This is a genomic window from Rhodococcus sp. BH5 (genome assembly GCF_027583855.1).
Lineage (GTDB): Bacteria > Actinomycetota > Actinomycetes > Mycobacteriales > Mycobacteriaceae > Rhodococcus_F > Rhodococcus_F qingshengii.
This window is the reverse complement of record NZ_JAJHVW010000007.1, coordinates 39,953-60,427: the sequence shown is the minus strand read 5'-3', so window position 1 is coordinate 60,427 and position 20,475 is coordinate 39,953. Positions and strand designations below refer to the sequence as shown.

General features: G+C 60.6%; 20 protein-coding genes and 1 pseudogene. 15 read left to right on the top strand and 6 right to left on the bottom strand.

The window, feature by feature from the left end; translation table 11 throughout:
- Positions 1-120 precede the first annotated feature (120 nt).
- From RhoBH5_RS18700 to RhoBH5_RS18680, 5 genes are all read left to right on the top strand, one after another.
- Positions 121-1,785 carry a hypothetical protein gene (locus RhoBH5_RS18700; RefSeq protein ID WP_230793318.1) on the top strand — a complete coding sequence of 555 codons (1,665 nt, stop codon included), beginning with the start codon at positions 121-123 and terminating at the stop codon, positions 1,783-1,785.
- Between the two features lie 46 nt (positions 1,786-1,831).
- A complete protein-coding gene (locus tag RhoBH5_RS18695) occupies positions 1,832-3,085 on the top strand; it encodes a wax ester/triacylglycerol synthase domain-containing protein (protein WP_054187574.1) in 1,254 nt (417 codons plus the stop codon).
- Between the two features lie 137 nt (positions 3,086-3,222).
- On the top strand, positions 3,223-4,107 hold the full coding sequence (locus tag RhoBH5_RS18690; RefSeq protein WP_042452347.1) for an MBL fold metallo-hydrolase: 885 nt from the start codon (positions 3,223-3,225) through the stop codon (positions 4,105-4,107).
- A 186-nt stretch (positions 4,108-4,293) separates the two neighbouring features.
- A complete protein-coding gene (locus RhoBH5_RS18685) occupies positions 4,294-4,755 on the top strand; it encodes an Hsp20/alpha crystallin family protein (RefSeq protein ID WP_007726499.1) in 462 nt (153 codons plus the stop codon).
- 58 nt (positions 4,756-4,813) lie between these two features.
- Complete coding sequence (locus RhoBH5_RS18680) at positions 4,814-4,957, top strand: hypothetical protein (RefSeq protein WP_165639161.1); 144 nt, start codon at positions 4,814-4,816, stop codon at positions 4,955-4,957.
- A gap of 356 nt (positions 4,958-5,313) precedes the next feature.
- On the opposite strand, the gene RhoBH5_RS18675 is transcribed toward RhoBH5_RS18680, so the two are convergent.
- Positions 5,314-6,030, bottom strand: coding sequence for a TetR/AcrR family transcriptional regulator C-terminal domain-containing protein (locus RhoBH5_RS18675; RefSeq protein WP_064443223.1), 717 nt, complete (start codon positions 6,028-6,030; stop codon positions 5,314-5,316).
- A gap of 223 nt (positions 6,031-6,253) precedes the next feature.
- On the opposite strand from RhoBH5_RS18675, the gene RhoBH5_RS18670 reads away from it, so the two are divergent.
- The 4 genes from RhoBH5_RS18670 to RhoBH5_RS18655 all read left to right on the top strand — a co-directional run bounded on the left by RhoBH5_RS18670 (position 6,254) and on the right by RhoBH5_RS18655 (position 9,824).
- A complete protein-coding gene (locus RhoBH5_RS18670) occupies positions 6,254-7,585 on the top strand; it encodes an ice-binding family protein (protein ID WP_065456033.1) in 1,332 nt (443 codons plus the stop codon).
- Positions 7,586-8,239 (top strand): class F sortase, encoded by a 654-nt coding sequence (locus RhoBH5_RS18665; protein WP_007726493.1) that lies wholly within the window; start codon positions 7,586-7,588, stop codon positions 8,237-8,239. It abuts the gene before it with no gap.
- 95 nt (positions 8,240-8,334) lie between these two features.
- Positions 8,335-9,486, top strand: a complete 1,152-nt coding sequence (locus RhoBH5_RS18660; protein ID WP_007726486.1) for an alkane 1-monooxygenase — start codon at positions 8,335-8,337, stop codon at positions 9,484-9,486.
- A complete protein-coding gene (locus RhoBH5_RS18655) occupies positions 9,483-9,824 on the top strand; it encodes a hypothetical protein (protein ID WP_270008661.1) in 342 nt (113 codons plus the stop codon). The genes RhoBH5_RS18660 and RhoBH5_RS18655 overlap by 4 nt, the downstream gene beginning before the upstream one ends.
- A 78-nt stretch (positions 9,825-9,902) precedes the next feature.
- Here RhoBH5_RS18655 and RhoBH5_RS18650 read toward each other — a convergent pair whose 3' ends face one another.
- The 4 genes from RhoBH5_RS18650 to RhoBH5_RS18635 all read right to left on the bottom strand — a co-directional run bounded on the left by RhoBH5_RS18650 (position 9,903) and on the right by RhoBH5_RS18635 (position 14,544).
- Entirely contained in the window at positions 9,903-10,319 is a 417-nt protein-coding gene (locus RhoBH5_RS18650) for a hypothetical protein (RefSeq protein WP_042452357.1), read from the bottom strand.
- Between the two features lie 13 nt (positions 10,320-10,332).
- Positions 10,333-11,094 carry a pentapeptide repeat-containing protein gene (locus RhoBH5_RS18645; RefSeq protein ID WP_064443221.1) on the bottom strand — a complete coding sequence of 254 codons (762 nt, stop codon included), beginning with the start codon at positions 11,092-11,094 and terminating at the stop codon, positions 10,333-10,335.
- Positions 11,095-11,338: 244 nt separating this feature from the next.
- Positions 11,339-12,139, bottom strand: a complete 801-nt coding sequence (locus RhoBH5_RS18640; protein ID WP_231914974.1) for a peptidoglycan DD-metalloendopeptidase family protein — start codon at positions 12,137-12,139, stop codon at positions 11,339-11,341.
- Positions 12,140-12,828: 689 nt separating this feature from the next.
- Complete coding sequence (locus RhoBH5_RS18635; protein ID WP_270008659.1) at positions 12,829-14,544, bottom strand: 3-ketosteroid-delta-1-dehydrogenase; 1,716 nt, start codon at positions 14,542-14,544, stop codon at positions 12,829-12,831.
- Positions 14,545-14,731: 187 nt separating this feature from the next.
- On the opposite strand from RhoBH5_RS18635, the gene RhoBH5_RS18630 reads away from it, so the two are divergent.
- The 4 genes from RhoBH5_RS18630 to RhoBH5_RS18615 all read left to right on the top strand — a co-directional run bounded on the left by RhoBH5_RS18630 (position 14,732) and on the right by RhoBH5_RS18615 (position 17,821).
- A complete protein-coding gene (locus tag RhoBH5_RS18630) occupies positions 14,732-14,872 on the top strand; it encodes a hypothetical protein (RefSeq protein ID WP_156519461.1) in 141 nt (46 codons plus the stop codon).
- A 159-nt stretch (positions 14,873-15,031) separates the two neighbouring features.
- Positions 15,032-15,580 (top strand): hypothetical protein, encoded by a 549-nt coding sequence (locus RhoBH5_RS18625; protein ID WP_270008658.1) that lies wholly within the window; start codon positions 15,032-15,034, stop codon positions 15,578-15,580.
- A gap of 470 nt (positions 15,581-16,050) precedes the next feature.
- Positions 16,051-16,473 (top strand): hypothetical protein, encoded by a 423-nt coding sequence (locus tag RhoBH5_RS18620; RefSeq protein ID WP_007726468.1) that lies wholly within the window; start codon positions 16,051-16,053, stop codon positions 16,471-16,473.
- A gap of 97 nt (positions 16,474-16,570) precedes the next feature.
- Entirely contained in the window at positions 16,571-17,821 is a 1,251-nt protein-coding gene (locus tag RhoBH5_RS18615) for an amidohydrolase (RefSeq protein ID WP_270008657.1), read from the top strand.
- A 66-nt stretch (positions 17,822-17,887) separates the two neighbouring features.
- On the opposite strand, the pseudogene RhoBH5_RS18610 reads toward RhoBH5_RS18615, so the two are convergent.
- Positions 17,888-18,985: pseudogene (locus RhoBH5_RS18610) on the bottom strand (MFS transporter); the annotation flags it as partial.
- A gap of 127 nt (positions 18,986-19,112) precedes the next feature.
- Here RhoBH5_RS18610 and RhoBH5_RS18605 point away from each other — a divergent pair.
- Together RhoBH5_RS18605 and RhoBH5_RS18600 are read left to right on the top strand one after the other, a co-directional pair.
- Complete coding sequence (locus tag RhoBH5_RS18605) at positions 19,113-19,562, top strand: winged helix-turn-helix transcriptional regulator (RefSeq protein ID WP_270008656.1); 450 nt, start codon at positions 19,113-19,115, stop codon at positions 19,560-19,562.
- Positions 19,563-19,624: 62 nt separating this feature from the next.
- A complete protein-coding gene (locus tag RhoBH5_RS18600; RefSeq protein ID WP_270008655.1) occupies positions 19,625-20,155 on the top strand; it encodes a hypothetical protein in 531 nt (176 codons plus the stop codon).
- Positions 20,156-20,475 lie beyond the last annotated feature (320 nt).

Here is a 20,475-nt window from a genome sequence, read left to right as displayed (position 1 = left end):
CGCACTCTCGTTCCACTCACAACAACCAACGCAGCGATCGGCACTCTCGCCGCAACCGACACAGATGGACAAACCTCACAATTCGCAGATTCAACGTGCCGATCATGCGACAATCGGACGGTGAACGAGACCGCGAGTGGAGTTTCGCACCCGCACCGACCGCGACTGCTGAGCGTCGGCGTCCTACTCTCCGCCGCCCTCCTGTGGTCCACTCCCCTCGCCGCTGCCGCGCCCACCGAACCTGGGCCGGCCAGTTGCATATCATTCGGAACCGCCCAACTGCCACCAGGTGCGCCCTCCGGTGGAGGTCGAGTCGGGTTGGCAAACCTACCGACATTCACCGGTTCAACCGCCCCCAGCTCGGTCCAGATCCGCACGCCAACTACGCAATTCAATCGTTTCTGGGACTTCGCGCTAGTCGACCACGACTTACTCGCTCGGCCGCGAGAGACAGGCGCATCAACGGCTCAACCGTGGCGTTTCGTGCCGATGCCCGAGTGCCTGCGTGGACGACTGGTCGGGATATCACTGGACGACGACGAACTCGTCGCGGTCGACGACAACGGCTGGATCTACACGATGGACAACGCATCCCAGGATCCGCTGGTGTGGAATTGGACCTCGGCATGGGGCGCACCGCTGTGGAGCGGTCCCGGCCGACAACTCCCCGGAGACCACCCGAACGGGTGGGCACTGAGCGTCTCGTCGCCTTGGGACAACCAAACTTTCACCGACGTCGCAGGACGGATTCACTTCGTCGGACTCGCCAAGATGACGATGATCCCCACGTTGACCGGGGACGGCAGCCGGATAACCTACGCGGACCCGTGGCTGCCCAACGACGACAGCTACGAGATCGGCGGCCCGCTCGGCGGGCGATTCCAGGCGGACTCGCTGTCGGCGGCCGGATCAACCACTTTCGTGATGAACAAGTACGGCGACATATACACCCGCACATTTGATTTCGATTCTTCGGGATCGGACTCGATCTTCTTCCGCTACAGCTGGGAAGATCAGTCGGACAAGCCGTCGGCACCCAACCTCGTGGCCGAAACACTCGACCGCAGCACCGCCGCGATCCGACTTCCGGCCCCAGACTGGGTGCACCAGCCCAAAATTCCCGGTGAAGTCACATCCGCGATCAGTGTGCACTCACTCGGTCCCGGCCCGAACCGGCGGGAGTTGCGCGTCGAGGGTCTCCGCGGCGCCGAATCCGGCTTCTGGCACAAGGATCTCGTCGGGGATGCCTGGGAGTTCACGCCGACCGGCGCGTCCCTCCTCGGCACACTGATCGAAAACGCGCCGACAGACCGGTCGACGGATACCCTGTCCCCCGCTGCCCCCTGGCACTTGTCCACGACCCTGCCCGCCCGCGACGGTGCCATCGACGGTCAGGCTCTGATCGACATCGGGTTTCCGTACTCTGTGGTGGATCCGCGTCTGCTCGACGCGATCGGCCAGCACGCACAACCGTCCGGATACCGACTGGACGTGGACCATTTCGACCCGGTCGCCACCACGCGGACCGCGACCGTGACTGCACCGGATGGCACGGTTCTTCCGGTCGTCCTGCACACCGCCGACGGACTACGGATGGCTCCCCGCGCATCCGGCCTCGATGCCGATCCGCGCCACCTCGTCGGGGCAATCGAGATCCCGTCGGACGCGTACGCGGATCGGGCATCGAACCCCGCTCTGGACGCGTTCGTGCAGGACTGGATGCGCGGAAACCCCATTGCCGCGATCACGCTCAGCGCCACCGACCACGACTTGGTGATCCGCTAGCCGAAACCATCGCCGTCCACCGTGTCGCCTCGATTAGGCTCAGCAGATGGTCGACACCACACCCGACGTGCCGATATCACCCGTCGACGCTGCGAGCTTCCAGCTCGGTGTGCACGTCCAGCCCTACCTGGTCACTATTGCCGGACTGCTCGCTCCTGGTGGCTTCGTCGATCGAGACGGTCGACCTGATCTAATGCGACTTCACCGCACCCTCGCCGCTCACATCGCGCAGGAGCCGTTACTGCGGCAGCGACCGATCATGCGGAACGGGTCATGGTGGTGGACGGAAAACGACATCGACTTCGACCTCCATCTCTCGCTTGACGAACGCGGGCCTACAGAACCCGACTTCGAATCCGTCTGTGGTCGACTCGTGATGCAACCCCTCGACACCACCCGACCGTTGTGGCACATCGCCTTCGTTCCTGCAGCTCGACCGGGTCTGTGCGGCATTGTGATCCGAGTGCATCACGCGGTTCTCGACGGCGCCAGAGCCAGCGACCTTTTCGAGCGCTTGTTCGCCTCACCTGATTCGAAAAGTACCGACCCGGGCGCTCCCGTGCCGAACATCCCTCCGAAGGCCGCCGGTTCCCTCGACCTCCTCCGATTTCGAATCGGTACTTTCCTGCACCGGCCAATCCGATCACGGGTGTTACTGGGCGCCATTGGTCCCACGAGATCGATCTCGTCCGTCAACGTCCGCACCTCGCTGATCGAGCATGCCGCGCAGCAAGCGGGAGGCACTTTGAACGATGCCTATCTCGTTGCGGTGGGCGGCGGACTACGATTCATCCTCCAAGAATGCGGCGAGCCCATCCCCAAGTCGATTGCGGTATCGGTACCCGTCGCAGTCACAGCGATCGGTAGCGCACGCAATGCCGTCGGGTTCATGATCATCGACCTTCCACTTCGTGAAACCGACCCACAACGCACAGTCGCGATCGTCGCGAAGCAAACCGCTGCGGCCAAACCTTCCGCACGCGCTGCGGGAACAACCTTTCGGTCACCGCGTATCGCCGGCATTTTCGACAAGCTCGCAAAGCGGCAGCACATGATCGGTGCAGTCGTGTCCAACGTCCATGGACCGCGCGGCCCGCTCACGCTCGACGGGGCAGCGCTAGTCGAACTCTGGCCTCTGGGCCCGTTGGCGGGCAATGTCCGCGTCGGCTTCACCGCAGCGTCCTACAACGACACATTCTGGATCGGAATCCAGGCCGATGCCGAGCATCTCCCACCTGCAAGCAAGATCGCCCGAGCCGTCGAACGGACTCTCGACGAAATAGCCGGCACTGCACACTGACTGGATCTACTGCCACTATCCGATGCACCTCGCCGCTTGGGCAACGGATACTGTCGAGACGTCTCGACAACATCTCCACTGATTCGAGCCTGCAAGCCGGTGTCGTCACGACACGATCGTCACGAGGAAGGCGAAAGATGTTCACACCTGCAGAATTCGGCAAGGTCTCGGTACTGGTTCCTGAGAACGGTGGTGCCGTCCCCTACGGGAACACCGTGGTAGTGCACGGATCTGAAAGCACGCTCGTCATCGACCCTTCGCTCTCCCTCGACCGCGACCCCGTCGGCGCAGACCTCGTATTCGTCAGCCACGGGCACGAGGACCACATCGCCGGACTACGCCATTTCGACACCCCGGCCTATGCGCACCATCTCGACGCACCCGCAGTCGCATCCCTCGACACGATGCTCACCAATTACGGCCTTCCTCCGAACGAACGAGTCGAGGTCCAGCAGTCGATTGCTACGCAATACGGCATACCCCCGACCCACGAGAACGTGTCGGGGATCGCGGGCGGCCACGTCTTCGACCTCGGCGACCGCACTGCGACAGTCATTCATTTGCCAGGGCACACCCGCGGACACTGCGGGGTCCTCGTTGAACCCGACGGCTTCTTCTACGTCGCCGACATCGACCTCACCTCCTTCGGCCCGATGTACGGCGACCTGGGTAGCAGCGTCAACGACTTCCTCGACTCCATCGACCACGTCGCAACGATCGACGCACGCTGGTACGGAACATTCCATCAGAAGGGCGTGGTCGAGGGCAGCGACGAGTTCCGTCGCCGGTTGTCCGCATACCGCGACAAATTACTGAGCCGCGAAGACCGTCTCATCCAATTCCTCGGCGAACCAAAACTCTTGGAAGACATAGTCGCTCATCGACTCGTCTACCGCCCCCACGTATCGGCACCGTACGTCGACGCCGTCGAACGACGGACAGCTCAGCTACACCTCGAACGACTCATCGCATCCGGTGCCGTCACAGTCGACGAAGACAAGGTGTTTCGCCGGACCCTCTGACATCCCTGGCGAACTGATCGCGCCATTTCGGATACTTCCGAAAATCGGACCGAAGTTCACCGAAAAAATCTGGCACTCAAGGTTGCAGAGTGCCAGTTTGGCTGGTTATCATGTTCTCGCACAGTAAGTTCGGTCGCCGTCGAGGTGACGGTGACCTTTCTTAGACGATACGGGAGGTGTGTTGCTGTGCTTCGTTTCGATCCTTTCACCGACATCGACGCGATCACCAAGTCCCTGCTTGCCACCGGAACCGGCAGCAGCCGAAGTCCACGCTTCATGCCGATGGACCTCTACAAGATCGATGACCACTACGTCCTTCACGCCGATCTTCCCGGCGTCGACCCAGGATCAGTGGACGTACAGGTAGACGGCTCGACCCTCACCCTGACCGCGCACCGCAGCGCCATTTCCGAAGAGGGAGTGACGTGGCTGGCCGGTGAGCGTTTCACAGGAACATACAGAAGGCAGCTGTCCATCAGTGAGGACATCGATTCCGAACGGATCGTCGCCTCATACGACAACGGCGTGTTGACCGTGACCTTGCCGATCGCAGAGAAGGCGAAACCGCGGCGGATCGAAATCTCGTCGGGACCGCCGTCCCGCACCGCAAACTCCGAGGTGAAAACCCAAGGACAGATCGAAGCCTGACCTGAACGGCTTGGCACGAAATCGACTGTACGAGAGCCTTTCATCCAGGAGGTCCACTATGCCCGCGCCAATCATGGCCCCCGCCGCAGCTCTGGCTGAACCGGTCGTCTGGAACGAAGACCCGCAGCGGCAAGGCTGGTGGAAGCGCATCCTCGCGGCCACCCCGCCCGAGAACCCCACCAACGAAGAATTTCAACCCTGACAAAACCAGACCGTGTTCGCCGAATACGGTCACCCACAAATGAATTGATGCCTTCCGTCCGTCCACCGAGGCGGACGGAAGACATTTACAGGCGCTCTACACACGTTCAGCTCGATGAAGCATTCCGGCCGAACCGAAGAGCCATCACCTGCAGCAGGTCAGGAACCGCCCGAAATGGGCGAAGCAGGACGAAACACTCACACAACAAGGACGAAGCTCGCCGCCACCTGCCAACCGTGACTCGTACGGTTGAAATGTAGACGTCAGTGACTGCGCTGACGCTTACCGACCTCGTCGGTCCCCTGAATTGTGTGGCCGTCGAGGTCGTCTCATGTCGATACCCAAACTGAAAGTGGTCAGCCCTCAACCCTCGTCGGAGGAGATGCCGTCGCCAGACCCTCCAGAAGGATTGCCAGACCGCGCTCGAGTTCGTCCTGCCCGTCGTAGTGAGCCATGATCGTAGCCATCGACCGCAGTCTCGGAAACTCGGCAAGCGCAAGCCGATGCAGACCGAGCCGCAAGAGATCGTCCGTCTCCTCGGGATTTTCGACTATTTCCTGAAGCTCGTTGAGAATGTGCCCGTTGAGGAAGCCGAACACTGCTCGGTAGATGTGTAATGCGTCTTCAGGAGTGAAACCGGCCCGTATCAGCAGTTCGAGAATCGCTTCGACGTAGCGCAACGTCCCGGGAGGACGCAATCCGAGCGGGGTGGACAGCGGCCGAGTGACCAGCAAAGGAACCACGTTGGGGTGCGCGAGCGCGAGGCGGCGATACCCGTACGCAACTGCGTGCAGCTGCCCCCTCCAGTCGCGATCGGACGGGTCGACGACCAGTTGTTCGAGCACGGTCTCGACGACCCCGTCCAGCAGGGCCGCCTTGTTGGCCGCGTACCTGTAGAGAGTCATCGGATTTCTGTCGAGCGCTTTGCCCAGTCGGCGCATGGAGAGGCCGTCGGCACCTTCCTCGTCGATGATCGCCAACGCCGTCGAGAGTACGAGCGCCCTGGTGAGGGGCTCCTCGCGGTCCGCGACGGGAATCAAACCCTTAGTGCGATCTGGCGAGTGTCCGGTCATTCACAAAACATACATCGTATGCCTACGCGTTGACAGAACAGTACGGCTGGTTTACTGTTCGGATACGCCCTATGCATACAACGTATACACACATCGTATACCCGGAATGTCCGGATTTACGTGGGCGCTCATCGATACGTCCCGGCGCCGGAGTCGGCGCGGACGTACGGACTCACTTTCGTCGCATGAGTCCCTTCTTCAAAGGATCGAAGATGAACAGAACATGACAGCACCCACCGCAACACGACGCTCGCGGTTCTTTCAATTCTCGGGTATTGCAACGATTTCCGTTTTCTCCGTCGGCATTCTCGTCTTGCCGGCCGGCACTGCCGGCGCGGAAGCGACTGCTGTCGGACTCGGCACCGCTGAGCCCTTTGCAGTCCTTGCCGGAGCAGGAATCACCAACACCGGACCGACAACCCTCGGCGGCGATATCGGCACGTATCCGACTCCAACCATCACCGGTGTATCGGACCTGACGATTACCGGCACCAATCATGGTGGCGACGCGGTATCGCAGGGAGCGAAACCCGACGTGTTGACTGCCTACAACACTCTTGCCGGTCAGGGACCCACACAACCGACGGGAGCCGACTTGACCGGTCGGACACTGGTTTCGGGTGTCTACAACTCCGGTTCGTCGATCGCACTGTCGGGAACCGTCACCCTCGACGCGCAAGGTGACCCCGATGCAGTCTTCGTCTTCCAAGCGGGATCAACGCTGATCACATCGTCGTCCAGCACCGTTGCACTGATCAACGGAACGCAGGCGTGCAATGTTTTCTGGCAGGTTGGAAGTTCCGCCACCCTCGGCACCAACTCCGTCTTCCGAGGAAACCTCTTGGCGCTGACAGACATTACTGCCACAACCGAGGCAACCGTCGAGGGTCGACTGTTGGCGATCAATGGCGCGGTCACTCTGGATACGAACACCGTTACGATCCCGACCTGTGCGCCTCCTGTCACGACCACGACTCCGACCACTACGACGACTACGGTCCCGCCTGACACCGCGACAACTACAACCACGACGGTCGTCCCGCCGGAGGTGACTACAACCACGACGGTCGTCCCGCCGGAGGTGACTACAACCACGACGGTCGTCCCGCCGGAGGTGACTACAACCACGACTGGTACACCGGTGGAAGCGACGACCACCACACCAGGGCCGAACGGCACGACTACAACCACTGTGGACGTACCGCCGATCATCACGACCAGCCGAAACATTCCGTCCATACCCGAGATTCCCGGTCTCCCACCACTGCCGGGAATACCTCCCACCGTTCCCGGGACGGTAACCGTCCCGTCTCGGGTGCCGACGACGTCAGCTTCTCGAACGGGTACCCCGACCACTCAACCGGTAGGCCCGGAATCCCCGAATGTTCGAGCCCCTCAGGTGCAGCAGGTACCACGAGGGTCGGTCGACACCGGTGACGGAAGCACACAATCCCAACGCGGCGGACAGTCCAGTGGAGGGTGGATCGCCCTGCTCGTCGGCTTCTTCAGCGTCGTGGCTATGTCGGCCCTCGTCATCCGTCGGACAAGTCGATAGATGAAAGACGAAAACTCCGTGATGGCTCCGCGAACTCGCCGAGCCATCACGGCTCTCGCCCTTACTGTTTCAGTACTCGTAACGGTGGTCGGATGCGCCGGTGGACAATCCGACAGCGGAAATTCACAACCAATCTCGTCGCCTCGACAAGACACCACATCCGCGCCGCGCGCCACTGACTCTGCACTGCCCGAAAGGGCGCCGGTAACTGCTGACCACCGCCCCGCGCGCCTCGAAATCCCGTCCATCGGCGTCGACACCGACATCATCGATCTCGGACTCGATACCGATGGAGCACTCGAGGTCCCACCGGATGGGAAGGACGCAGGGTGGTACACCGGCGCTCCCGCCCCCGGTGAGGTCGGACCGGCAATCATCGCCGGCCACGTCGACTGGCAAGGCACCGACGGGGTCTTCTTCGATCTGCGGAATCTCGAAACAGGAGCCGACATCATCGTCACCCGCGAAGACGGAAGTCGCGCAGTGTTCACCGCTACCAGTGTCGAACACTTCCCCAAAGAGGACTTTCCCACCGACGTTGTATACGGCGACATCGACCACCCCGGACTCCGGATCATCACGTGCGGTGGATCCTTCGACGAAACCGCACGCAGTTACAACGACAACATCATCGCATTCGCCGACCTGGCCTAACCGCCTGAGACGCCGCAGCACACCACTTCGAAAGTCCGCACGAACCGTTGGAGAGCAATGACCGTATTCCACTTTCCCGTGCTCGAGAAGTTTCGATGACAGACACCGACGACATTCGAGCGAGCGCCGAAGCAGGTGTCGACGCTCCTGCATGGCGGGATCGGAAGCGTTACTGGTGGCCGTTGGGATTGCTGATCCCGCTGAGTCCCTTCCTGTCCTGGCTGCTGGTCGAATATTTGCACCTCGGCCTGTTCTGGGCGACCGGTGCCTGGATCCTGATTCTCGTCATCCCGATCGTCGACGTCGCAGTCGGCGCAGATGGCCGCAGCCCACCCGACAACGTGATCGCGGCATTGCAGGACGACCGCTACTACCGCTGGTGTACCTACCTGTTCGTGCCACTTCAATACGCTGGCCTCGTCTTCGCCGCATGGTGTTGGGCGCACGCCCCGATGGCAACCGGAGAGAAGATCGCACTGGCGATGACCGTCGGCGTCGTTGCGGGCGTCGGTATCAATGCCGCACACGAACTAGGCCACAAGAGCAGCCGCCTCGAGCGGCGGTTGGCGAAAATTGTGCTCGCTCAATCGTTCTACGGGCACTTCTACATCGAGCACAATCACGGTCACCACGTCAACGTTGCGACGCCGCGCGATCCCGCCAGTGCTCGTTTCGGGGAATCGTTCTGGATATTCCTGCCCCGCAGCGTATTCGGAGGTCTGAAATCGGGCTGGCGGATCGAATCAGCACGCCTGCGCCGGCAGGGTTCACCCGCACTGTCGCCTCGAAACAACATCGTGCAGGCATGGTCGCTGAGCGCCGCACTGTTCGGGACGTTGATCACCTTATTCGGGTGGCAGATACTGCCCTGGCTGCTCCTGCAAGCCTTGGCCGGGATCACGTTCCTCGAGGCCGCAAACTACCTCGAACACTACGGATTGCTCCGTGCGCGAAGACAAGACGGCAGCTTTGTCAAAGCCCGGCCCGAAGACAGTTGGAACAGTGATCATCTCTTGTCCAATTTGTTCCTGTACCAATTACAACGACACAGTGACCATCACGCGAATCCGCGTCTGCGCTACCAATCTCTGCGCAGCGCTCCAACCGCTCCGCAACTCCCTGCCGGATACGCGGTGATGATCGTCTGCGCTGCCGTACCACCACTGTGGCGGCGGATGATGGATCACCGTGTCCTCGGCTACTACAACGGCAACGTCGAGCTCATTCACACCAAGGCGACGATATGAATGACAATGCCCGAGACGACGACCACAGCGACGGGCACTACACGGCCACCGGGCCGACCAAACACGCCAGAGCTGCGTACCAGCCGGCGCGCACCCAGCTCAGACGAGCCGCACCGAGCCTGGACGTCGTCGCTGCCGCGGAGTACCTGTTGACCCAGCCCGACGCATACCTCTATCGCCGCCGATACCTCGACCTGATCACTCAAACCCCCGGGCCCGACGGAACATCGATCACCGACTACGCCGCAGCTGAACGCTACCTACTTGTCACCGCTACCGCGCACCGCAGAACTCATAGTGAGGTTCGTCCATTGCCGGCACCCGGCGATTTTCTGTGAAGTGGTCACCGCAGTGTTTGATGCCAGAGAGTGACAACAGCCTGACGAATTCGGGAGCGCAGCATTTGTCATTTGCCATCACAGCTTTGATTCGCGCTCGCCAATGTCATCGAGGATCAAGAACTCGATCTTCGCTCGCTCCCCGTCCGCATCGAAGTCGTTGTCGCGGTCTGAGACACGCGTGATCAGTTCCGTCAGTGCCGCATGGATCGTCGTGTACAGAAATGCACGCGGGTCGGGCACCCCCATCACGTCGTCAGTGTTCATCTGTACCTGCGCCGTAGCGGTACGCCTGCCCAGAAATACACGCGGAAGCCGGATCCCGGTCGGATCGGTCACCACGGAGATGTCGCCACCAACGACAACAAACAGATCGAAGTCGTACTGCATCGCGATGCCCCTCAGCCGGTGTCTGAGCCGAGTCAACTCCTCGATGAAGTCAAGCGGCACCGACGGTCCACCGAATACTGTCCTGAACGTGACCCCGCGAGTCATCGATCTGCCCCCTTTACGAATCATCCATTTCAGGATCGAGGGCCATACCCTCTGTGTCCCCCACGCCAAGTGCTCGGGCATATCGACCGGCATACCGCTCCAGTGCGACTGCTGAATCGGCCTCACCTTCCCATTGATCCGGAATCGCGGTGCCGTCACACGTTGTTCGCGACACTTGCGCCTCGGAGAACTCGACAGCGGTCCGGGTGAAGGAACACCGCACAAAACTCGTGGCCGCCGAGAATCGTGCGCCGCCGAAAGTGCACTCCACGAATGAGGTATCGGCGAACTGCGCACCAGTCAGGTCTGTGTCGTCGAATGCGCATCGTTCGAACACAGTATTGGGCACGGAGCGGAGCCCGCGTGCTTTGGCTCCAGTGAAATCGCAATCGACGACCCTCGGTCCGAGCGCCAGACGAGAGAGCGTCGCACCCCGGAAACTGCACCGTTCGAATCGGCGATTGAAACGGGGCTGTCCGGTCAGTGCCACGAAATCGAAACGGCAGTCGAATAATTCGGATTCGAAGACGGAGATCGGACCCCGAGCGAAACTCAGATCAATCCGTTCCAACGTGAGATACCGGATGTCCAATCCAGCGCTACCCGCTGTCAGGCCACGCACATCGATCAGCCCGTCATCGGTCTCCGCCCATGGGGAGACGAGAGTGTGGGGCGGCTTGACGATCCGCGACTGATCGAGCAGCTGCGCCCGTAAATTATCGACGCCCTCATCTGACCAACGTCGACGTAGGGAGGTGATCGCGGACCGGTTCACGGGCTCAATAGTATCGGCAAGATGCCCAGCGATTGGCCGTGGCTGCCCAAGAAGCGAACCACCACACATCAGTACTTCGGTAGGAATCACTTCTCGGAGCGCGCAAAACAGCCGGACCGTGAAATGCACGGCCCGGCTGCAGCGCTCACGCGCACGAAGTGGAACTCGGAGTCAACTGGGGTACTGAAACCGGTCGTGTACGAGCCGTTGACTCATCCCCGGATCAGTATCGAATTATCAACTCTCACAAGTTGATCACGTCGCCCACAAGGATCTGATCGGGATTGACGATCTGCGGATTCATGTCCCACACCTGCTGCCAGGTGAGACCTCGTTCTGTCGCGAGGTCGAACAATGTATCACCGGCTGCAACGACTACCTCTGAGCCGGGCGCTGGAGTCTCCGACTCCGGAATGCTTTCTACCGGTGCAGATTCGGATGTCTCAGAGTAGACAACGGGAGCAGGCGCCGGTTCCGGTGCAAATTCGGGTGCTACGTCCTGTGCCGGCGCGGGCGCGGGAACAATACTCGACCCGGTATCGCACGCCCCGATCGAACTCAGGAAGGACATGGGATCGACGGCGCCTCCACTGTGAATGCGGAGATGCAGATGTGGGCCGGTGGAGCTACCGGTGTTACCCGTTGCCCCGATCTCGTCGCCTACCTCGACGTGTTGCCCCACACCGACCCATGTTTCGGAGAGGTGGCCCATCTGAATCTGCTCGCCACTGTCCGCTTCCAACTGGATGTACGTTCCATATCCACCCGGATCATTGGGTCCGGCAACAGAAATCGTGCCCGATGTGGGCGCGTGGAGCGCGGTGCCGACGTTGACAGCGAAGTCGACTCCGTCATGTCCCGCGTGGTAACCCTGCGAAAGTGATCCGCTTACCGGCCACTCCCAATTGCAACTCGCCGACCAGCCCTGCGCACCGGCGGTACCTGCATTGGCTACTGCTCCGGCCCCCACAAGGGCGCCCAGTCCCGCAGTTACGGCGATGAATCGTTTTGTGCTGGAAGGCTTGTGTTTTCTGTGCTTACTCATGTTTTCCTTGACTGATGTGCTCGGAGCAGGTGCAGGCTCTACCCGCAGACAGCACTCAATACGTGCTGAGCTACTCGGTGTATCGCACCAAGACTCCGTTGGAGTGAGATGTTCGGATCGCGCCATGGAGAGAGGTACGGTGACCGCTCTCGAACGCGAGCGCGCGCATAGACCCGCAGGTCTGCATCTCCTGGTGACAGCACAGGAGATACGGGTTCTACATCGAGGCAGTGCCTGAATCGATCGTTGATCGAGGACTACGAATGCCGGAACAAACCGAAGGCTTCTCATTCGAAGATCGACAGGGTGGGTGTCTACCCGGATGGTCGGAAAGGGGGTGGAACATGGAGATCCTTGCGTTGCGGATGAGGAATCACCTCATACGCTGTCGCTTCACGACGCTCCACACCACGGTTGAATTACCTGGGTACATACCTGTTTTTGCGCATTCGACCCGACCGGTCGATATCAGGCGCGCCTTCGGTTGATGGCATCTGTTCGAACAATCGCCAGTGCCCCATGTCACTTCTGGAGACGATACCGCGTCTTGGTCACCTGGCGCGTCAGCGTTACCGAGATGGGACATACAGGCGGCATTGCTCCTACAAGCCGAACGGGAGACCAGTGCACGTTCCCGGCATCGGAAACGCGTGCTGATCTCCCGTTCGGCGATCTGTTGCCTAGTGGATCTACTGCTGAGTCGAAGCTACTTTCTCGGCTGCGTGGTGAGCGGCAATGTATCCGTAAACCAGCCCCTGGCCGATCGTTGCACCGGCGCCCGGGTAGGTGTGACCGAATGCGTTGGCCGCAGTATTGCCGATCGCATACAGGCCGTCGATCACGCTGCCGTCCTCACGAAGCACGCGTGCATGCTCGTCTGCCTGCACACCGCCGCAGGTGCCGAGGTCGCTGAGCGTCATCTTCACCGCGTAGAGGGCACTCGTGTCGAGCTTCCTCAGGTTCGGGTTCGGGGACACTGTCGGGTCGCCGTAGTACCGATCGTATGCACTTCCGCCGCGACCAAATTCCGCATCGCTACCGGCAGCAGCGGCCTCGTTGAACTTCTCGAAGGACTCGGCAAAAGCCTCCTCGGGAAGACCGATCTTGCGGGCAAGTTCGACCGGACTGCTCGCCTTGTGCGCGATGCCGGAGTCGAAGAATGCCTGCGGAAGCGGCTGACGAGGGAAGATACCGCCTGCGAACACGTAGCTGTTGCGGTACTCCTGGTCGAAAACAAACCACATCGACTCGGCCGGATCTCCGGCCTTTTCCCGTTCGAGCACGCGCTGGCCGAACGACATGTAGTCCGTCGCCTCGTTCACGAATCGACGACCGGTCTGGTCGACGATGAACGAGCCTGGCAGCGCACGCTCTGCGAGCATCACCATCGGCGGGCGGCCCTTGATGCTTGCCACCGCGGGGAACCACCACGACTGATCCATCGATCCGATACCTGCGCCGAGCTCTTGTGCTGCCTCGATCGCTTCGCCGGTGTTGCCCTCTGCGCCCAGGCTCTCGTGCTCACCGAGGCTCTCCGACTGGTACTTGTGGCGCCACTCCATGTTGTGGTCGAACCCGCCGGCTGCCAGAACGACACCACGCCGAGCGGTCACCGTCACTTCACGTCCGTCTTGCACCACAACTGCACCCGTTACGCGGCCATCTTCGGTGATGAGCCGAACCAACGACGTTTCCGTCCACACCGGGATACCGGCCTGGACCACACCTGCGAACAGGCCGGCGGCGAGCGCCTGACCGCCTGCGATGTATTCACGCTTGAGTACGTACTTGCCGTAAACGCCCTGCGCCAGGCGGCGGATGATGCGAGGGAAAGCCTTGCTCGGCTTCTTCACCATCAGGTTCATCCACTTGTAGTCCGCACCTGTCACCGGCATCGGCAGTCCGGCTTCCATCAAACCGGGCCGCAGGCGACCGCGTTCCGCGCCGAGTACCGACGCGTCGAACGGCAGGCACTCGCAGGTACGTCCGGCGGCGCTACCTCCCGGCAGTTCGGGGTGGTAATCGGAGTATTCCTTGGCCCAGAAGAACTTCATGGGCGTCGTGCGGTAAAGCATGTCGACGGTGGCCGCACCGTTGTCGACGAATGCCTCCCCACGTTGGGCAGGGGCAGTATCACCGACCACCGAACGCACGTATGTCTTCGCGCGCTCGACGGTGTCGCCCGCACCGGCTTTCGCCAAGATCGGGTTGGCAGGCATCCAGAACGCTCCACCGGACCGCGCCGTCGAACCGCCAACGTACTGCGTCTTCTCCACGATCAGCGTGGACAAGCCGAGCTCGTTCGCGGTGAGGGCGGCAGCCATGCCGGTACCGGACCCGATCACCAGTAGATCGACAACGATGTCCTTGGCTTGTGTCGCGGGGGGTGCCTGATTCTTCGCCATTGAACAAATCCCTTCACGTGGTTATCGACGTAGAACGCTAAGGCAGTCGCGGCGCAGAAGGTTCCGGATGCCCAGTCAGCGGGACATTGCGAGTGGATTGGCGAAGAACGGCTCCTGCCACGGGTCGGGCGTTGTGCCCGCCCCAGCAGAATCGCGGCTTGCCTTCTTCGATGTCTACGCTGCTCACGTGAGGACAAATCCCAGCTTCGGCATCGTCGACGAAACGCTCGGCGCCCTTGTACGCGGCATGCTTCCCCGCCTACGCCACGCCTTCGAGCATCACCAGGCTCTTCACCGTCTGGCCGTCGAAGCGATTGTCAACGTCTGACAGACTCGTGCGGTTTGCATTTCATGGACGGGTACTGGCCGGCAGTTCGCTTCAACGGCGACGATGGCGTCGTCGAGGTGACTGTCGAATCCTGACCGCGATCCTCGTCTCGGGCTGTCGGCTGATGTTCCTCGGCACTGATGAAGAATAATCATCTACATGAAATGGAACACCCCTACAGAGACCGGCTGGTTCGTCAACCTCGCCGAAGGTGGTTCGGCCGTATCGATATTCGATCGGTCGGGGAACGTTCAAGGCGAACTGATTCCCGCATCCGACGACGGATCGGAGAGCGTTGCCGGCGGGCGGAAGAGGAAATCGTCAACAGCCGAGCAGGATCGATCCAGGCTCACATTCCGCAAAGGCCGACCTGCATCACTTCGATTGTCCGACGGAACGATCGGGACCCTGATCGACCAGAAGCCCAAGGCCATGCGCCGCAAGAACAAGCTGTGCGAAGTCGATATCGCGGGCAGAACATACCTCTTCGTTCATTCATCGGGCCGAAAGGCAACAGCCCGGCGTGACGGAATCGCATTGGCACACATGGAACGTGGCCGATGGTCCGCTAGAAGTACCGTCGCCAGAAGAACCCTCACGGCAACGGACGCCCTTGACGAATGTGTCCTGACACTGTTTCAGAAGGTAGTGACACCTGGACGTACCGGCGCCTTCGATCAGGTACTGACCGACCTCAGCAACATATGACGTACGCCATATTCGGTGGATCTCAACCGCACTCGAGATACTGACTTTCAACTCTCGGGTCCACGGACATGCCTTGGACACAATGAGTTTCACATCTCGGAGCGGAAGGCTGAAACCAGATCATGGTCAATGTCGACGCTTTGAACACGCTCGCCCAGCGATTGTCGCCAGGTGCGATGATCACAGATCCAGATCTACTCCAGTCCTATCGGCAGGACTGGAGTTTCGATCCCGCAGCCGGAACACCGGTTGCCGTAGTACGTGCTTCGACGACGGCAGAGGCGGTTCGACGGACGGCATCTGAGGCCGCCACATGTAGCGAATAGCGACGAGTACCTGAATTCTCCTGTGCAACCGGATATGGTGAGGCTGTCGTCTTCAATGCGGCGATGCAAGAAGGGAAGCTACGACCAAAACGTTACGTCGGGGAAGACAAGCAAATCACCTGGACATGGCTGGAGGCCTCCGTGATGAATCTCGTTCGCCGACTGAGCGTCTGCACATCCGTCGTGATCGCTTCTACTCTGACGTCGGTAGCGCTCGCATCCGCCGCGGTGACCATTCCATTCCAGGTCAACCCTGCGCCGTACGGCAACCCGAACGGCAGCTTCGACGCGCCGGCCGTCCGCTGCGTAGCTGTCGTCGGTGAACAACCCGGCACGGTGACGATCACCGGAGGCAAGGAAGGCCGGTGGGGATGCCTGCTCTCGTCCGAAGTGCGCTGGCTGAACCTTTCGACCGGGGCCTCCGGCTCCGCTCGGCTCTCGGACGGTCTCAACGGAGTCCCAGCAGAGGCGATCGTGCAGACCGGGACCGGTCAAGTCGCTGTTGCCGTGCTGTCCGTGGCCGGATCCATCATCACCCCAGGTGTCACATCGTTCTACGTGCCGTAGCACCAGACTCCGCATCACCGGCACCGTGGGACCTAAGGTCCTGTTTACCGACCCGTCATCCCGGTTAGCCTGAAAAGACGCTACCGAGAGGACACTCATGACCTCGTCAGTGCACGAAACGATCGCCGTGGATCTGGATTTGATCGACCTGTACAAGGACCTCCACAGCCATCCGGAACTGGGGTTTCACGAGCAACGAACATCCAGTCTGGTGGAAAGACATTTAACAGCACTTGGATTCGACACCACCACCGGTGTCGGGACTACCGGAGTCGTCGGAGTCCTGAAGAACGGAGCGGGCCCCACAGCGCTGCTGCGTGCGGATATGGACGCCCTCCAGGTTCGGGAAGAAACCGGATTGGACTACGCCAGTACCGTGACAACGACCGACGATCAGGGAAAGACCGTCTCGGTCAGCCACGCGTGCGGCCATGACCTGCATACGACCTGCTTACTCGGTGCGGCCCGGATCCTCTCTCAGGATACGACGACCTGGTCTGGCACTCTTGTCCTCGTCTTCCAACCGGCTGAGGAACTTGGCGCGGGTGCGCAAGCCATGGTCGACGACGGACTGTTCGAGCGATTCCCGAGGCCCGACATCGTTCTCGGACAACATGTATCGCCGCTACCGGCAGGCACGATCGCCGGGCACGCCGGCCCCTCGTATGCGGGATCGGACTCACTTCGTGTGAGACTGGTCGGAAAGGGCGCCCACGGATCTATGCCGGAGAACTCGGTCGATCCCGTGGTCATGGCAGCCGAAACCGTGTTGCGTTTGCAAACTGTCATCTCACGCGAGGTCCCGAGTACTGCCACAGCTGTCCTCACCGTCGGCTCCATCCATGCTGGAGATGCCGCCAACGTCATTCCCGGCGAAGCAGAACTGCAACTCAACATCCGCAGCTACGACGCAGGTGTGCGTCAGCGCATCCTGGACAGCGTCGACCGCATCGTCCGGGGCGAAGCGGCCACCGCCGGTGCACCCACCTCACCGACCATCACAGAGACGGAGCACTTTCCGATCGTCGTCAATGATCCGGCAGCGCTGGACAAGACACTCGATGCGTTTGCCGAATGGTTGGGGACGAACAAGATTCTCGATCCCGGTGCGGGAGCAGGTAGTGAAGATGTCGGCATTCTCGCGACCAGTGCCGGTGCGCCACTGTCGTACTGGCTGTTGGGCGGTACCGACCCTTCACTGTTCACGACAGGTGACATGACTGATCCGGCTTTGCGAACCGTGCCGTCGAACCACTCTCCGCACTACGCTCCCGTGATCGAGCCGACCCTGACCATCGGTGTGAACGCCTTGGTCGTCGCGGCCAGGACGTGGCTCCCAACTCCCTAGAGTGTTGCGGGTCCGCAATCGATCGATCGTCCATGCGATCAAGGCTGCAAACGCGTAGGCGCCGCCGAGAATACTTGCAGCGCCCCACCCTGCCGCGTCGAAAACCATAGTGGTGGAAACCGCCCCAGCCGCGCTGCCCAACGAATAGAACACCATGTAACTACCGATGATCTGCCCCGACGATTCCGGTGTGTTCGCGACGATCAGATTCTGGCTCGTGACATGAACAGCCTGTACGGCGAAGTCCAACGCAACAACACCGACAACGAGTAACACCAGCGAGTGCGTCGCCTGCGCGTTGAATACCCACGACAGCAAGAGAACGACCAACGACGCCCCGGTGACGCGTTGCGCTTTGCCTTGATCGGCCCACCGACCGGCACCGACCGCGCCCAATGCTCCAACCAATCCTGCGATTCCGAAGAGCCCGATCTGTGTGGTCGACAACCGCCATGGTTCCTCACTCAACGGCAGGGCCATTCCGCTCCACAAAGCACCAAAGGACGCGAAAAGGAACAAGGCGATCAGGGCCCGGGTGCGAAACAGTCGGTTCGTAAGCGTCAACGTCACGACAGACCCCATTGCACGCACGTACGAACGCCTATCGTGTTGCGAACGAGGATCTTTCGGCAGCATCGTCAGCGCGACGGCCGCGACCAGTACCGAAATGAAAGTGGATCCCGCGTAGACCGCCCGCCAGCCTGCCAGATCCGCAACTGCGCCGGCGACAGTCCGAGCGAGGATGATGCCGACGACAACGCCGCTGGTGATGACACCGATGTTTGCGCCCCGCTCGTCCGGGTCACTGATTGCCGCAGCATAGGCAACTATGACTTGAACAACTACCGAGAACGTGCCTGCGACCGCCATCCCGATCAACAGCTGCAGATTCATGGTGGCCAGAGCAACAAGCATCGTTCCCGTTGCAGCAGCGACGATCTGGATTGCGATCAATTTCTTTCGATTCACGAGATCGCTCAATGGCACCAACACGATCAACCCCACCACATAACCGAGTTGGGCGAGTGCGACTACGAAACCGAGGCCGGCCGGAGGAATGGAAAGATCCGAGCCTATTTGCCCGAGGAGCGGCTGTGCGTAGTAGATGTTGGCTACCGAGACCCCGCAGAGCACTGCGAGCAACAGGCGAAGTCCGCGAGACATTTTCAACTTGCCCCGCGCGTTCTCGACAGCATGACGTGCAGTCACTTCCACCTCAACTTGGTTGCGTTTTGATACCATTTGGAGGTTACGTCAATACAGTTTCAAAACGCAACCAATGAGGAACTCGATGCCGGATCGCGCACAATGGACAGACCCGCACTGCCCGACGGCCCGAGCGGCCGACATCATCGGCGACAGATGGTCGCTGCTGATCGTGCGTGACGCCTTCGACGGGTCATCGAGATTCAGTCAGTTTCAACGAAACCTGGGCATCGCAAAGAACATTCTCACGGACAGGCTCAAAGTCCTTGTCGAGCAGGGAATCTTCGAAGTCCAACCGAACGCGCAAGGTACCCGCAACGAGTACATCCTGACCGAACGCGGTATGGATCTGTTCATCGTGATCATTAGCCTGCGACAGTGGGGAGAGCGCCACGCCTTCGATGACGGTGAGCCACACTCGACCTTGATCGACGACACCACGGGCGATCCGGTGCCCAGGCTTCGACTGATCAACGCACGGAATATCGACCTGGACCCGGCAAGTACACATGTGGAGAAGGTCGAGGAAGGCTGACCCGCAACTCGCCAGATCGGTAGATGGGCGCACAGGATTCGAAGTTCGCGCATACTCCGATCATGACTGTCGATCTCGAGTTCTCCTGGCCGCAGTTTCTCTGGATTGCATTCATCTTCGTCGGCGTACCCACAACTATCGGCGCAAGCATCATCTGGACAATCTGGCGTTCGGAACGAACTGGCCTGGAGCACTCCACGACCGTCCTCGGCGGCGGGCACACGGGATCGGGCTCACTCGGACTGTGGAGCACCGGCCTGTTGGCCTTTGCACTGGGCTTTCTGTCTTGTGTGGGCTGGCTCAGCTGGTCAGCCGACTACAAAGGCGGATTCCGCGGCCCCGGCCTGCCTGCCCCGACACAGTTCCCCACCTGGCAGGTCGTCGCCTGTGGACTGACAGTGATTCTGGCGTGTTTCGGTTCCGCACATTGCTCGCGATGGATGAAGGCCGGCGGTATGACGGCCGCTGCCGGCACTGCTGCAGGATTCACCACAGAGCATTCAGCATCGACGCCAGTACTGATGTCACCGGACAGGCAGGCGTGGGCGTCGCACTGTCCACGATCGGATGGGGCCTCACCCTTACCGCACTGATGCTTCTGCGCGGCAAGTGGTCGCGACGAGGATGAATCATTACCGGATCATCCATACTCCGAGTAAAGAATTCGATAAGCGGACCTAACACGTTTTGAAATTCATTAAGAAGAAAATCGATTCCAGATACAGGATCGCCTGATTGCCGAACCTCCACGAGATCCTCGAAAAATATGAGACAGAAGCCTTATCGCTTCCGTGCCAACCCTTTGACGCATGCGGATCATAATATTCTTCGAACATCACGCGGAAGTGCACACAAGTCTGTGACTCACGGCATTATCCGATTTATCACGGGAAATCGCGATAAATCATCACCG

What these genes read in the sequence shown, in the direction of transcription:
- RhoBH5_RS18605 (WP_270008656.1), top strand. Translation starts at nt 19,113, where the DNA reads ATGCCGGATCGCGCACAATGGACAGACCCGCACTGCCCGACGGCCCGA.
- RhoBH5_RS18680 (WP_165639161.1), top strand. Translation starts at nt 4,814, where the DNA reads ATGCCCGCGCCAATCATGGCCCCCGCCGCAGCTCTGGCTGAACCGGTC.
- RhoBH5_RS18625 (WP_270008658.1), top strand. Translation starts at nt 15,032, where the DNA reads ATGAAATGGAACACCCCTACAGAGACCGGCTGGTTCGTCAACCTCGCC.
- RhoBH5_RS18670 (WP_065456033.1), top strand. Translation starts at nt 6,254, where the DNA reads ATGACAGCACCCACCGCAACACGACGCTCGCGGTTCTTTCAATTCTCG.
- RhoBH5_RS18690 (WP_042452347.1), top strand. Translation starts at nt 3,223, where the DNA reads ATGTTCACACCTGCAGAATTCGGCAAGGTCTCGGTACTGGTTCCTGAG.
- RhoBH5_RS18635 (WP_270008659.1), bottom strand. Translation starts at nt 14,544, where the DNA reads ATGGCGAAGAATCAGGCACCCCCCGCGACACAAGCCAAGGACATCGTT.
- RhoBH5_RS18600 (WP_270008655.1), top strand. Translation starts at nt 19,625, where the DNA reads ATGACTGTCGATCTCGAGTTCTCCTGGCCGCAGTTTCTCTGGATTGCA.
- RhoBH5_RS18620 (WP_007726468.1), top strand. Translation starts at nt 16,051, where the DNA reads ATGAATCTCGTTCGCCGACTGAGCGTCTGCACATCCGTCGTGATCGCT.
- RhoBH5_RS18665 (WP_007726493.1), top strand. Translation starts at nt 7,586, where the DNA reads ATGAAAGACGAAAACTCCGTGATGGCTCCGCGAACTCGCCGAGCCATC.
- RhoBH5_RS18615 (WP_270008657.1), top strand. Translation starts at nt 16,571, where the DNA reads ATGACCTCGTCAGTGCACGAAACGATCGCCGTGGATCTGGATTTGATC.
- RhoBH5_RS18640 (WP_231914974.1), bottom strand. Translation starts at nt 12,139, where the DNA reads ATGAGTAAGCACAGAAAACACAAGCCTTCCAGCACAAAACGATTCATC.
- RhoBH5_RS18650 (WP_042452357.1), bottom strand. Translation starts at nt 10,319, where the DNA reads ATGACTCGCGGGGTCACGTTCAGGACAGTATTCGGTGGACCGTCGGTG.
- RhoBH5_RS18660 (WP_007726486.1), top strand. Translation starts at nt 8,335, where the DNA reads ATGACAGACACCGACGACATTCGAGCGAGCGCCGAAGCAGGTGTCGAC.
- RhoBH5_RS18655 (WP_270008661.1), top strand. Translation starts at nt 9,483, where the DNA reads ATGAATGACAATGCCCGAGACGACGACCACAGCGACGGGCACTACACG.
- RhoBH5_RS18675 (WP_064443223.1), bottom strand. Translation starts at nt 6,030, where the DNA reads ATGACCGGACACTCGCCAGATCGCACTAAGGGTTTGATTCCCGTCGCG.
- RhoBH5_RS18695 (WP_054187574.1), top strand. Translation starts at nt 1,832, where the DNA reads ATGGTCGACACCACACCCGACGTGCCGATATCACCCGTCGACGCTGCG.